At 69.4% G+C, this 13,865-nt stretch carries 10 protein-coding genes, 1 tRNA gene and 1 pseudogene; 8 read left to right on the top strand and 4 right to left on the bottom strand.

The window, feature by feature from the left end; genetic code table 11:
* Positions 1-3,854 (bottom strand): type I polyketide synthase (locus ABTY61_RS21620; RefSeq protein WP_350506633.1); only part of this gene is annotated, 3,854 nt, incomplete at its 3' end.
* The gene (locus tag ABTY61_RS21615) at positions 3,847-4,827 is read right to left on the bottom strand and encodes a beta-ketoacyl-[acyl-carrier-protein] synthase family protein (RefSeq protein ID WP_350506632.1); all 981 of its coding nucleotides are present in this window, start codon (positions 4,825-4,827) and stop codon (positions 3,847-3,849) included. The genes ABTY61_RS21615 and ABTY61_RS21620, both read right to left, overlap by 8 nt.
* Positions 4,828-5,629: 802 nt before the next feature.
* Here ABTY61_RS21615 and ABTY61_RS21610 point away from each other — a divergent pair.
* From ABTY61_RS21610 to ABTY61_RS21585, 6 genes and pseudogenes are all read left to right on the top strand, one after another.
* Positions 5,630-6,730: a sensor histidine kinase gene (locus tag ABTY61_RS21610; protein WP_350506631.1), complete on the top strand. Its 1,101-nt coding sequence runs from the start codon at positions 5,630-5,632 to the stop codon at positions 6,728-6,730.
* Entirely contained in the window at positions 6,723-7,403 is a 681-nt protein-coding gene (locus tag ABTY61_RS21605; RefSeq protein ID WP_350506630.1) for a response regulator transcription factor, read from the top strand. The genes ABTY61_RS21610 and ABTY61_RS21605 overlap by 8 nt, the downstream gene beginning before the upstream one ends.
* Positions 7,404-7,496: 93 nt before the next feature.
* Complete coding sequence (locus ABTY61_RS21600; RefSeq protein WP_350506629.1) at positions 7,497-8,426, top strand: alpha/beta hydrolase; 930 nt, start codon at positions 7,497-7,499, stop codon at positions 8,424-8,426.
* A gap of 144 nt (positions 8,427-8,570) precedes the next feature.
* Complete coding sequence (locus tag ABTY61_RS21595; RefSeq protein WP_350506628.1) at positions 8,571-9,365, top strand: thioesterase II family protein; 795 nt, start codon at positions 8,571-8,573, stop codon at positions 9,363-9,365.
* A gap of 329 nt (positions 9,366-9,694) precedes the next feature.
* Positions 9,695-10,450, top strand: a pseudogene (locus tag ABTY61_RS21590) (transposase); the annotation flags it as partial.
* A 70-nt stretch (positions 10,451-10,520) separates the two neighbouring features.
* Complete coding sequence (locus ABTY61_RS21585; protein ID WP_350506627.1) at positions 10,521-11,099, top strand: hypothetical protein; 579 nt, start codon at positions 10,521-10,523, stop codon at positions 11,097-11,099.
* Here the strand turns inward: ABTY61_RS21585 and ABTY61_RS21580 are convergent.
* Entirely contained in the window at positions 10,993-12,087 is a 1,095-nt protein-coding gene (locus tag ABTY61_RS21580; RefSeq protein WP_350506626.1) for a hypothetical protein, read from the bottom strand. The two genes, ABTY61_RS21585 and ABTY61_RS21580, sit on opposite strands and share 107 nt — an antisense overlap.
* 504 nt (positions 12,088-12,591) lie before the next feature.
* Positions 12,592-12,665: transfer RNA gene (locus ABTY61_RS21575), tRNA-Gly, on the bottom strand.
* A 263-nt stretch (positions 12,666-12,928) separates the two neighbouring features.
* On the opposite strand from ABTY61_RS21575, the gene ABTY61_RS21570 reads away from it, so the two are divergent.
* The gene (locus ABTY61_RS21570; protein ID WP_350506625.1) at positions 12,929-13,165 is read left to right on the top strand and encodes a hypothetical protein; all 237 of its coding nucleotides are present in this window, start codon (positions 12,929-12,931) and stop codon (positions 13,163-13,165) included.
* Between the two features lie 70 nt (positions 13,166-13,235).
* Positions 13,236-13,811 carry a dCTP deaminase gene (gene dcd / locus ABTY61_RS21565; protein WP_350506624.1) on the top strand — a complete coding sequence of 192 codons (576 nt, stop codon included), beginning with the start codon at positions 13,236-13,238 and terminating at the stop codon, positions 13,809-13,811.
* Positions 13,812-13,865: the final 54 nt, after the last annotated feature.

Raw genomic sequence — 13,865 nt, 5'->3', positions numbered from 1 at the left:
ACACCCTCGGCCCAGCCCGTCCCGTCCGCCGACGCCGCGAACGCCTTGCAACGCCCGTCCGCGGACAGACCCCGCTGACGCGAGAACTCCACGAACATGCCGGGTGTGGCCATCACGGTGACACCGCCGGCCAGCGCCATCTCGCACTCACCACGCCGCAGCGACTGCACCGCCAGGTGCAACGCCACCAGCGACGACGAACACGCCGTGTCCACCGTCAGCGCCGGCCCCTCAAGACCGAACGAATACGCCAGCCGACCCGACGCGACACTCGTGGTGCCGCCGGTGAGCAGGTAGCCCTCGGAGCCGTCCGCGGTCTCGTGCAGGCGCGGGCCGTAGTCCATCGCGGTGGCGCCGATGAAGGTGCCGACCCGCTTGCCGCGCACGGACGCGGGGTCGATGCCCGCGCTCTCGAACACCTCCCAGGCCGTCTCCAGCAGCAGGCGCTGCTGCGGGTCCATCGCCGCGGCCTCGCGGGGGTTGATGCCGAAGAAGTCCGCGTCGAACTCGGTGGCCGTGTCGAGGAATCCGCCGTGCCGGGCGCTCGACAGGCCCGGCTGCGACGGGTCGGTGCCGAGGAGGGCGTCGAGGTCCCAGCCTCGGTCGGTGGGGAAGTCGCCGATGGTGTCGATGCCCTCGGCAACGACCTGCCAGAGCTCCTCGGGAGAGGTGATCCGGTCCGGGTAGCGGCAGGACATGGCGACGACGGCGATCGGCTCGTCGGCACGGACGACGGTGGCCATGGGGGCGCCGCTGTCCGTCGAGGTGCCGGAGAGCTCGCCGACGAGGTGGTCGATCAGAACCGCGGGCGTCGGGTAGTTGAAGAGCAGGCCGGCGGGCAGTCGGAGGTCGAGTTCCTCGTTGAGGATGTTGCGCAGTTCGACGGCGAGCAGCGAGTCGAAGCCCAGTTCCTTGAAGGTCTGGGTGAGTACGACGTCGTCATCGGCGGTGTGGCCGAGGACCGTGCCGACCGTGTTCCGTACGAGGTCGGTGAGTTCGCGGGTGAGTTCCCGCGTGCCGAGGGAGGCGCGGCGGCCCGGCTCGACGGCGGCGTGCGCCGTCTCCTCGTCCTTGGCACTGTGCGTGGCGGGGACGGCCGGTCCGGCGGTGGCCGCCGCGGTGGGGCGCGGGGTGTGCTCGGACCAGTAGCGGCGGCGTTGGAACGCGTAGGTGGGCAGGTCGACGACGGTCGCGTCGGCGTCGATCACCGCGCGCCAGTCGATATCGGTCCCGTTGACGTACAGCCCCGCGAGCGCGGCCGTAATCGCGTGTCCCTCGGCGCCCTCCCGCATACCGGGCAGGAAGACGGTGCCGGGCTCGTCCAGGCACTCCTGGCCCATAGCGGTGAGCACTCCGCCCGGCCCGACCTCGAGGAAGGTTCGCGCGCCGGCGGCGCGCAGGGCGTTCAGGGCGCCGGCGAAGCGGACCGGCTGGGCGACATGCCGGACCCAGTAGGCCGCAGACCGCAGTTCGTCCGCGTCGGCCGGTTCTCCGGTGACGGTGGAAACCAGCGGAACGGTCGGCTCGTGGTAGGTCAGGGTCTCGGCGACGGCCTGGAACTCGGCGAGCATCGGGGCCATGAGCGGCGAGTGGAAGGCGTGGCTGACGTTCAGCTGCCGGGTCTTGCGGCCCATCCGGCGGAAGTGCTCAGCGATCAGCAGCAGGTCCTGCTCGGCTCCGGAGATCACCGTGGAGTTCGGCGAGTTGATCGCCGCGAGCCCGACAGTCTGCTCCGAGCCGCGCAGCAGCGGGATCACCTCGGCCTCGGAGGCCTGGAGCGCGATCATCGCGCCGCCGGCCGGCAGGGCCTGCATCAGCCGGCCGCGCGCGGCGATCAGCGTCGCGGCATCGGCGAGCGAGAGGACACCAGACACGTGGGCGGCGGCGATCTCACCGATGGAGTGTCCGGCGAGGTAGTCGGGACGCACCCCCCATGAGGTGATCAGCCGGTAGAGGGCCACCTCGACCGCGAACAGCGCGGGCTGGGTGTACCGGGTCTCGTCGAGCGAGGCGCGGTCGGCGGCGGACCCCGCCTCACCGGTACCGCCCTTGTCGTCCTCCGCCCAGATGATGGCGCGCAGCGAGCGGCCGATGCGGTCGTCGAGTTCGGCACACACCTCGTCGAAGGCTTCGGCGAAGACCGGATGGGTCTCGTACAGCTGCCGGCCCATCCGCAGCCGTTGGCTGCCCTGGCCGGTGAAGAGGAAGGCGAGGGCGCCCTCCTCGGCGCCGCGACCGGTGATCACGCCCGCAGAGCGCTTGCCCAGCGCCAGCGCCTCCAGCCCCGCAGTGAGTGCGTCGAGGTCGCCGGCCACCACGGCGGCGCGGTGGGCGAAGTGGGTGCGCGTGGTGGCGAGTGAGAGCGCGACGTCGGCGGGGCACCGCGGCGCGTCGGTGCTAAGCGACGCGAGCAGCCGCTCGGCCTGGGCGCGCATCGCGGCCTCGGTCTTCCCGGACAGCAGCCAGGGCACGGGGGATCCGTCCTTGGACGGATCCCCGGCGGGCGCCAGCGGCCGGTGCCCGTCACGGTCGGCCGCGGGGTGCTCCGTCTCCTCCGCGTGGCCCGGCTGCGAGGCGAGCACGAGGTGCCCGTTCGTACCGCCCATCCCGAAGGAGCTGACCCCGGCCACCAGTTGACGGTCCGGGTGCGGCCACGGGCCCGATTCACTCTGCACGCGCAGGTGCAGGTCGTCCAGCGGGATCGCGGGATTGGGCCGCTCGTAGTTGAGGCTCGCCGGAATCCTCCGGTGGGCGATGCTCAGTCCGGCTTTCAGCAGACCGACGATGCCGGCGGCGCCTTCGAGGTGGCCGACGTTGGTCTTCGCCGAGCCGACGAGCAGGGGCGCGGCGACGGCCCGGCCGGCGCCGAGCGCGGCACCCAGCGCGGCGGCCTCGGTGGGGTCGCCGACCCGGGTGCCGGTTCCGTGCAGTTCGACGTACTGGACCAGGGCCGGGTCGATGCCGGCGTCGTCGTAGGCCCGCCTGATGACGTCTTCCTGGGCCGCTCCGCTGGGCACGGTGAGGCCGTCGCTGGCGCCGTCGCTGTTGACGGCGCCGCCCATGATGAGCCAGTGGATGCGGTCGCCGTCGGCGAGGGCCTGCTCGTACGGCTTGAGCAGCAGCGCGGCGCCGCCCTCGCCGCGCACGTAGCCGTTGGCCCGCTCGTCGAAGGTGTAACAGCGGCCGTCGGGCGAGAGACCGCCGAACTTCTCGGTGCTGAGGGTGGTCTCGGCGAGGATGTTGAGGCTGACCCCGCCGGCCAGGGCGAGTGTCGAGTCTCCACGGGCCAGGCTCTCGCATGCCATACGGACCGCCACGAGCGCGGAGGACTGCGCCGTGTCGACGGTCATGCTCGGCCCATGCAGGTCGAGGACGTAGGAGACGCGGTTGGCGATGATGCCGCGGTGGGTGCCGGTGACGGTGTGCGCGGTGATGCCGTCCGCGCCGGCCGTGTGCATCAGGTGGGCGTAGTCGTCGGCGATCGCGCCGACGAAGACGCCGGTCCTGCTGCCGCGCAGGTCGGCGGGAACGATCCGGGCGTCCTCCAGTGCCTCCCAGCCGAGTTCGAGCATCAGGCGCTGCTGTGGGTCCATGACGGTCGCCTCGCGGGGCGAGACTCCGAAGAAGCCCGCGTCGAAGCGGTCCACCTGGTCGAGGAAGCCGCCGAAACGTGCCGCGATGGGTGTGTCGGGATCCCAGCGGTCGGCGGGTGCCTCGGTGATCGCGTCCTGGCCGCCGTCGAGGAGCTTCCAGAACGCCTGCGGGTCCGGCGCTCCCGGCAGCCGGCAGGCGACGCCGATGACCGCGATGGTCGGGGTGCCCTGCGAGCGGGGGGTCTGTGCGAGCTCAGCCATGGGTCTTCTCCGGGGCCTGGAAGGCGGCGCAGGACCAGGTGTAGCCGGCGCCACCACCGATCACGAGGGCGATCTCGCCGGGCAGGAGCATGTCCGAGGCGATGATGTCGCTGAGGTTGGCGATGAAGTCGCCGGCGCCGAGGTGGCCGGTCTTCCGGCCGAGGAACAGCGGCTCGGCCTTGGTCACGTCCTCGATGACGGGCAAGTACATGAGGTTGTAGACGGAGTCGCCGGCGCGGGGCAGCGCGATGCAGCGGATTCGCGGGTCGCCCGGCTTGATGCCGGCGAATTCCAGGCACTCCAGCAGGATGTGCCGCACCTTGGCCAGGCCGAGCGACTTGAGCTGCTCCATGCCGCCCATCTCCAGGTACGCCTTCTTCGGGCGGCGTACGTCGATGGGCCGGCTGTGGTCGAGGGCGGCGTCGCTGAACGGATCGCGGCCTCGGAAGAAGAGCTCGGTCTCGGCGGCCGCGGCGGTCGAGAAGGAGAGCATGTGCAGCAGGTCGCCCTGGCCGTCGGTGCGGCCGAGCAGGAGGGCGGTACCGGCGTCGCCGTAGACGACGTCGTAGTCGCCGGCCCAACGGTCGAAGCCGGGCAGGGAGAAGCGGTCGCCGGTGGTGACCAGGACCGAATCCATCGCCGGGTCCGCGACCAGACGGGTCGCGGCGAGCTGAACGCCGAGCGCACCGCCGTTGGACATGTGCTGGAGGCCGAAGGGCAGCGCCTTGCCGACACCCGCCTGGTCGGCGACGTAGTGAGCGGGAGCCCAGAAGTCGTGACCCTGGTGGTAGATCCAGGCGTGGGCCAGCAGGCCGACGCGGTCGGTGTCCCAGTCGGCGGCACGCAGCGCCCGCTGGGCGGCACGCGCCGCGAGCTGCGGGCCGGCGAGCTCGGTCGAGACCGGGAGCTCGGTGACGCCGACGCGGTGCCGGTGCTCGGGTTCCAGCCGCCCGTCCGCGATCACCTCGTCCACGGCTTCCCGGTCCTCCGGTAGCCATGTCGAGGCCGCCTTGATGCTCAGAGCGCCGCCCAGCCTCATCCTGGAATCCCCCTACTGCCACGTGCTTCGAATGTGAAAGTCCGGCGTGAAGGGCAGGCATCCCGCCCGCTGACCTGCCGCGCGGAGGCCACGTTAGTTAGCCAAGAGCGTTGGGAAGTAGGTCACTTAAGGCGCAGCCGACCGTGTGCTCCTTTAGTGATACCGATGTGTCTCATGACCCTCATCGGTGCCCGCGCGGGCGTGCCGGAGGGCGGTTGGCGCAGGTCATCACTCTGATCACGACCCGGGTGCACCGGGCAACCCCCCACCCCGGGCGCCGGCCCGGAGGCGCGTACGGCGGCGCCGAGGATCACACTTACCGGCTGTGACCGTGGCGAAACGCTAAGAGTTCCGACTGTGCGGATCTACATCAATTGGCCATCGAGAAATGGAAGTTGAAACCGGTCCGAAACGCACGGCGGGGATTTCCGTGGTAGCCACGGTCGCCGCCACCCCACCCCCCCAGGCCGACACGTGACTCGGATCACTCCATTGGCGCCCACATCGGGCCGCCCCGCGAATCGGCGCCCCAATTAAACTGACTTGTCGTCATAACTGGAGCCATAGATGGCCGCGAACCAGAATCGAGCCTCGCGGCTCGCAGTGGACGATGTATCCTCGCCTTTCCAGGTCTGCGGCGTTGAGCAGTGCACCCGGGCGTTGCAGCAGGTGGTGCGCCGCCCCGAGCCGAGGACCCGGTAGATCCTTGGGAGCCCACCGAATCGGGGGATTACTCGTGGCCTTCAAGAAAAATCTGAGCAAAGAAAACGGGCCGGGGCATGCCCTCCTGGGCCGTTCCTCCGCCCTGGTCGAGCGGTTTTGTGCGCAACTGGTAAGCCAGCGGAGCACGCTGATGTGGAGTACTTCGAGCCGCGACCGTATCGCCGTCCAGGCCGGCGAGGTCATCGCCGCCTGTGCGCTGACCCTGGAGCTGGGGCGGGCCGTCACCCCGGAGGAGGCGACCCGTCTGGCGCGAGCCGCCGCCGATGCGCATCCCGCGGTCCATGCCGACGACCCGGTCGCCCTGGCGCAAGCGTCCACACTGCTCTTCGAGACGGTGGCGGCCGCACTGCGGGAGGTGGTGGGCGACGGGCCTCAGCGGACCTCCCTGCTCACCGAAGCACTCCTGACGCTCCACCGCAGCGTCAACGCACGGTGGCAGGTCATCTCGGGTGACCGCGAGGCCGCCCTGCTGACCGCGCTGCACAACACGACCGATGCCCACCGGCGGGCGCTCGCGCGTGACGTGCACGACCGCGTGGGCAGCAGCGTGAGCCTGGCGATGCGCCAGTTGGAGCTCTACGCACTGTCGATCGCCGACCGGCCCGAGGCCGAGCAGCAGCCGGTGCTGGCCGTGCGCGACACGCTCGTCGACACCCTGCTGGAACTGCGCGAACTCATCACCCGGCTCCGCGAGGACTCCTCCGACCTGGACCTGCGCGGCGCTCTCGCGGCGTTCGTGGAGTCGATGCAGGTGGCCAGGACGAGCACGGTGACGATCGATGTCATCGGGGACGGCGGCCCCGCCGGCCACCGGACGCTCGCCGAACTCTTCCTCGTGCTGCGCGAGTGCCTGCTCAACGCCCTGGCGCATTCCACGGCCAGCCGGATCGAGGTGCGCGTGGAGTTCACTGCGAGCGAGGTGAACGTCTTGGTCGAGGACAACGGCATCGGGCTCGACCTGCACCGGGCCGCATCCGGCCGCAGGGGCCACGGCCTGATCTCCATGTCCGAGCGGGTCGAGCAACTCAACGGCCGACTCACCATCAAGGACGCCGCGCCGACCGGCACCCGAGTCGACCTGTGGATACCGATCGGAGTCGCAGAACATGTCTGACCAGATCCGCATACTCGTCGCCGACGACCACACGATACTTCGCCAGGCCCTGTGCGACTCCCTGCGCAGCGAACCCGACCTCGAGATCGTGGCCGAGGCCGGGGACGGCCAGTACGCTGTGGAGCTGGCGGTGCAGCACCAGCCCGACATCGCCCTGCTGGACGTCGAGATGCCGGGGCAGAAGACCCTGACCACCGTGACGCAGCTGCGCGAGCGCTGCCCGGACACGAGCACGGTCATCCTGACCATGCACGACTCCCCCGGCCTGGTCCAGGAGTTCCTCGAACTGGGCATCAGCGGCTTCCTCCACAAGAGCGCGACCCGCGCGACGCTGATCTCCGCGATCCGCGCCGCCTGCAGCGCCGACCAGCAGGTGACCATGTCGGTCTCCCGGAAGAGCCTCAAGGTCTCCCGGCAAAAGCCGACCGGGCCGGGTGCGCTGTCCAACCGCGAGATCGAGGTTCTCAACCATGTCGCCGCAGCCCGCAGCAACAGGCAGACGGCGGCCTCGATGGGAATCGCTGAAGGCACGGTGAAGCGCCACATGCGAAACATATTCGAGAAACTCGACGCGGTTTCCCGGATCGACGCGGTGAACAAGGCGATGGCCGCCTCGGTCATCCGGACCGACACCTCGCACACATCGTGGCACGCGAATAACGCGGCCGTCTGAGCGCAAGAATTCGGTGCCGCCACCCGGGTGGCGGCTCTCCTTTTTTCGAATATCGCGCGCCGAATGAAATACCGTAGGCTACCGAGGAAATCTGTGAATATCGACCCCGCTCTCTCCCCCGTGCTCACCACCCTTCCGACGCTCGACTGGTTCAGCGACGTCGACGGCACCCGCGCCGCCACCCGGCAGCTGCTCGCCGCCGCTCCCGCGCCCGCCGACCCGAGGATCGAGATCAGCGGGGCCTCGTTCACCGGCCCTGACGGCAACCAGGTGGAGCTGCGCATCTACATCCCGACCGGGGAGGGCGCCGCGCCGTTGCCCGGGGTGCTCTACTGCCACGGCGGCGCCTTCGTCACCGGAGACCTCGACACCGCCGACGGCAACTGCCGCGAGATCTGCCTCGGAGGCGGCGCGGTGGTGGTCTCGGTCGGCTACCGGCTGGCGCCCGAGCACCCTTACCCCGCCGGGCTCACCGACTGCCACGCCGCGCTCGGCTGGCTGCACGCCAACGCGGCCGGCCTCGGCGTGGACCCCGACCGGCTGGCGGTCAGCGGGCGTTCCGCAGGCGGCTGCCTCGCCGCCGCGGTAGCCCTGATAGCCCGCGACCAGGGCGGCCCACGGCTGATCCACCAGCTCCTACTCATCCCTGTGCTGGACGACCGCTGCGACACCCCCTCCGCCCACAGCGTCACCGACCACCGCATACTCAACCGGCGGACCGCGTTGACCATGTGGCAGACCTACCTCGGCGGCGCGGACCCGACCGCTCCCTACGCGGCCCCCTCCCGCGCCGACGACTTGTCGGGACTCCCCTCCGCCTACATCATGGTGGCCGAAAACGACCCCCTGCGGGACGAGGGCATGGACTACGCGCGCCGACTCGTGGAGGCCGGTGTCAGCACCGAACTCCACCTCGTACCGGGCGCCTTCCACCTCTTCGAGGGGTACGCGCCGGACAGCGCCCTGGCCCGACGCACCACGGAGCACTGGATGGCCGCGCTGCACGGCGCGCTGCGCCGCTGAACCCGAAGTGGCATGGACACTCCCCAAAAGGAGTAGCCGCCCGTGCCCCTAATCGGCCTTACCGTCCAGCGCGGGTGCGGATAACTTCCAAGAGGCCACGACGGAGACGGCTCCCGCTGACGCGGCCCACTTCCCCTTTGACTCATGACGGAAGGCAGGGCCATGTCGGACGGCGGACGCGAGGAGAACACCTGGATTCGGCGGTACCAGCCCACCCCCGGGGCGGACCGCCGACTGGTGTGCTTTCCGCACGCGGGCGGATCGGCCACCTTCTTCCGCCCGCTCGCACTCGCCCTGTCGGGCGTCGTCGACGTCGTGGCCATTCAGTATCCGGGCCGCCAGGACCGGCGTACCGACCCTCTCATCGACAGCATTCCCCGGTATGCCGACGCGGTCGCCGAGGCACTCGCCGACTGGACCGACCTTCCGCTGCAGTTCTTCGGGCACAGCATGGGCGCGATTCTCGCCTTTGAGGTGGCTTTGCGATTCCAGCGCGAGGACATTATGGTCACCCACCTCTTCGCCTCCGGCCGTAGCGCCCCCTCCTTCCTCCGCACCGACGCGGTCCACCGGCTCGATGACGACGCGCTGCTGAAGGAGATGGCCGCGCTCGGTGGCACCGACCAGCGGCTGCTCGTCGACGACGAACTGCTCCGGGGCGCCCTGCCGGCCATCCGCAGCGACTACAAGGCGATCGAGACGTACAGCTGCGCCCCCGACGCCGTCCTCGATTGCCCCGTCACCGTGCTCACCGGCAACGGCGACTCCCGCGTCAGCCAGGCTGGCGCCGCCGCCTGGAGCAACCACACCACGGCGGGAACACGCTTCACGACCTTCCCCGGCGGACACTTCTTCCTCAGCGAGCAACTCCCCGCGATCACAACCCTGATCACGGCAGAGCCCGGGCCCGCGCCCCATCAGGCAGCGCAGAGCGCCTAGATGAATGAGTCCAATTGCCGGCCTAGCCGCGGCCCTGACAAAGGGTGCCCGTTCGTTGGGGGCACTGGCCCGGCAGGTCCCGACCTGGCACGACGACCTTCGGCTGATCGACTCGACGGACAGAGCGCACGTTTCTGGTAGCCCCCGCCCGTGTCGGCGCCAACCGCCCAATCCGGCAGCGGCCGAACGGCGTTCTGGCACGAACCTGACACGACAGGGATGAACTGGTCCAGATAACACGAAAGCCGCAGGTCTGTGACCTGCGGCTTTCGGTATGGCTCGACTTTCGACGTTTTCGTTGATCGTCGCTGGGGTCGCTCGGGTGGGTGATGTGGTGTCATCTGGCCGCTTGGGCTGGCGACAGCAGAGAAGCATCGGCGGTGCTTCTGTCGTCTCCGCGGAGGGACCTGCCGATGCTTCCGGATCCGACCGTACCTGCTTCGCTGCTCGCCGTGTTGCAGCTGCTGCGGGGCAACTTCACCGCGCCGACGTTCGGCACCTTCGCCGCGCTGGTCACAGGGCTGATCGCTCAGACCGGGAAGTGCACGGTGACCGGGATGCTTGTCGGCGCCGGGTTGACGCGCACCTGGTCCAATGACCGCGCCCACGCCTTCTTCTCCCGCGCCCGCTGGAGCCCGGACATCCTGGGCGCGTCCCTGTCCCACCTGATCGTGCGCCGCCTGCTGCCCGAGGACGGGGTGCTGACCGTGGCGGTGGACGACACGCTGTTCAAGCGGCGCGGGAAGAAGGTGTTCGGCGCGGCCTGGCAGCATGACGGCGCGGCCCAGGGCGCCAAGCCGGTCGGGCGCGGGACTTGCTTCGTCGTGATCGGCATCATCGTCCAACTCCCTTTCCTGGCCCGGCCGGTGTGCCTTCCGGTGATGGCCCGGCTGTGGCGCCCGAAGCAGGAGTTGAGCAAGGTCGACCTCGCCGCGTCGATGCTCCGGTTCCTGGCCGCATGCCACCATACCCGCCGTATCCGCGTCGTCGCGGACGCCGCCTACCACGGCAAGGCGCTGCGCGACTTGCCCGCCACCTGCACCTTCACCACCCGGCTTCCCGCGTCCGCGGTGCTCTACGACCTCGCCCCGCACCGACAAGCGCGGCCGGCCCGCTCTCAAGGGCGCCCGCCTGGGCACGGCGAAGGAACTGGCTGTGAGCTGCACGTTCGCGTCCGTCGAGGTCACGCGCTACCAGCGCACCGCCACCGTGCACCTGGCCGAGATCACCTGCCTGTGGTACGGCTCCTTCCGCACCCGCACCGTCCGCGTGATCCTCCTGCGCGACGAGGACACCACCACCGGCTACGACCTGGCGCTGGTCACCACCGACCTGACCACGCCCGCCCCGGCGCTGATCACCCGCTACGCGTGGCGGTGGTCGATCGAGGTCACCTTCGCCGAGACCCGCGACCTACTCGGGGCCGGCCAGGCTCACAGCCGAACCCGGGCCGCCGTCGAGCGCACCGTGCCATTCGGCCTGTACTGCTACACGATCACCATCGTCTGGTACGCGCTGCACGGCCACCACCCCGGCCATGCCGCCGACCGGCGCGAGCGTGCCCCCTGGTACACCAGCAAGACCGATCCGTCCGTCTCCGACATGGTCGCCAAGCTCCGCCGGGTGATCATCGCCGCCCGATTTCTGCCCACCCGACCAGGCAGACCCACCGATCAGGAAATCCGCGCCGTCCAGCAGGCATGGGCCGCAGCCAGCCTCGACAGCGCCGTTTGATCGCCCGGCGCGTTGCGACCGGGCGAGGCTCGGGCTCGGATAAATCGCCGATCACACGGACCACCGGCTTCCGGAAGCAGACGGACCTGCCGGATGCGGTGGTCAACTTCACTAGCTCTAGAGAGATTTCGCACGTCGCGGGGCCGCTAGCCTCGGCCAGCGCCCGTTGGAGATCAGGCACCGTCTCGAGCAGTGCCCGCGACCCGCTCACGTGGATGAACTCTCCCAGTGCCGGCTCGGCGGCGAGCTTGAACCGGATGCTGATGCTCGGCTGGGGGCCTCGGTAGGACCTCGCCGCCAGTCTCTTCTCCGCAAAGGTCCCAGGGCACCCGCAGGGCTTGCCGGCCTCCGCCTCGGGTGCGAGGAACCGGGTGCCGTCGCAGTCGTGGAGCACCTTCCCCTTGTAGCCGAAGAGCCGCATACGAGTCTGGATGGCTGGCGGTCCGTCGACGACGATCCGCACGGTCTCGTAGTTCCCGTTGACGAACACCGCGTGACAGACCGCCGAGGTGGTGGCGCACATGCCCGCATGCTCGCCGAACAGAGTGGACGCGGTGGTGATCCCGAGAGCCTCGGCCAGACCGATAGCATCCAGCATCGTCACGGCGGTCTTTCGCATCGACCCGGCGAAACTCGCCGTCTGGCCCGCCTGTCGGACTGCCTCCTCCGGGGAACGGCCCTCAGTCAGCGCGGCCTGGGCCGCCTGCACCGCAAGATGGAGTTGCCGACGCCCTGGCGTGACACCAACCAGGATCACCTTCACATCGGGATCGATGCTCCGGTCGAACGGCGTGTAATAGATCTGAATGTGCTTCGACCTGACAGTCTCCTCGTGGATGAGCAGTTCGGGTCGGGCGGGGTCGGCCTCGGCAAGGTCTGGCAGCCCGACAAGGACCTGGGCGAAGTGCTCAATGCACCAGTCGGCCGATATCAGACCCCCTGAGGCGGTTTTGATCGCGCAGGTGTGTCCGGCTGCTATCTGACCCATCGGGGCTCCAGTTGTTCCTCATGGTTCGCCGGTGCGGTCGGCGTGTATGAAACGGCAGCATAGGTAGATCAACTGACAATGCGTCAGCGATACTGGTTGATCGGTGCCCAGACAACCCCGATGCGATCATTGAAGAAGCAGGCCGCTGCCCCCTCCGTGCCGCACACCACCTCGCTGGAGACTTGGCATACCTGACCCACCCCGCCGCCAACCCGAGTTGTGGGGCACCTACAAGCGACTCGGACTTGTGGTCGCGCCCGACGATCGGCCACCCGCCGCCTGGACCACGCACCCAGGGCGAGAACATGGTGATGGGTATCGCAAAAAATCGATCTCATCATTCGAGACGCATGGCGCCCATCCCGCCCACCGGGCACCCTCAGTGGCCAAAATCTTCCAACGCCAACGCTCCGCTGGCGGCCTTCTGGCACGAATCTGGCACGACAGCCCCAAATTGGTCCAGACAACAAGCAAGCCCCAGGCCGTTGACCTGGGGCTTTACCGTGGAGCGGGCGACGAGAATCGAACTCGCGCTCTAAGCTTGGGAAGCTCATGTTCTACCATTAAACTACGCCCGCCTGATGAGCCGTCAGAGACCGCTCATTCCAGTGTCACTGTACCCCATCCGAGACAGTGGTTGCACGGCCCGCCCCGGGTCGTGGCGGAGCCGGGTGGGGGTGGGCGGGGGGCGTACTGTTTGGGCCGCGTGCGAGTGCTCCGGTGGGTGTGGGGGCGGGGCGGCGAGCCATGGTGTGGAATGTCCGGAACATCCCCTAATGTGACGCTGTCCCGGGGCCTGGCCGCCGGGGCGCGATGAGTACGGGTGAGTACTGGGTTAGGGATGGGAAGGGGATCGATGGAGCAGCGCGCCGTCGTTCGTTGTGCCGAGGGGCACCTGTTCAGCACCACCACGTTCCCGATGCAGAACCTCGGTCCCAGGCGGCTCGGGCCCGGGCGGTTGATCCGTTGTCCGCAGTGCGGACGGCTCCGGAGCTCGGTGCTGGCCGACGTGCGGGAGTTGTCGACGGCCCAACTGGCTCAGGCGATGCGGTTGGAGGCCGCTGAGTTCCTGGCCTGACGGCCGGCGGGAGGACACCGGGCCCCGGACGGATTCGTCCGGGGCCCCGTCGTGCACGTAACCTCGAAGCGTGCTGCTCTCTGACAAGGACATCCGGACCGAAATCGACCTGGGCCGGGTCGCCCTCGACCCGTTCGACCCGGCGATGATCCAGCCGTCGAGCATCGACGTGCGCCTCGACCGCTTCTTCCGCGTGTTCGAGAACCACAAGTACCCGCACATCGACCCCTCCGAGGAGCAGCCGGACCTGACCCGGCTGGTCGAACCGGACGGCGACGAGGCGTTCATCCTGCACCCGGGCGAGTTCGTGCTGGCCTCGACGTACGAGGTCATCACGCTGCCCGACGACGTGGCCTCCCGGCTGGAGGGCAAGTCGAGCCTGGGCCGGCTGGGCCTGCTCACCCACTCCACGGCGGGCTTCATCGACCCCGGCTTCAGCGGTCACGTGACGCTGGAGCTGTCGAACGTCGCGACGCTGCCGATCAAGCTCTACCCGGGGATGAAGATCGGGCAGTTGTGCCTGTTCCGGCTCTCCTCGCCGTCGGAGCACCCGTACGGCTCCGCGCGCTACGGCTCGCGCTACCAGGGCCAGCGCGGCCCGACGCCGTCCCGCTCGTACCTGAACTTCCACCGCAGCGAGGTCTGACCGCAGCGAGGTCCGACCGCACCGCGGCAGGGCGCACGCACGACGGGCGGCCAC

The organism is Kitasatospora sp. NPDC096128 (assembly GCF_040303105.1).
Taxonomy (GTDB): Bacteria; Actinomycetota; Actinomycetes; order Streptomycetales; family Streptomycetaceae; genus Kitasatospora.
Note: the sequence above shows the minus strand (reverse complement) of the source record. Positions and strands in the feature narration are given on the sequence as shown.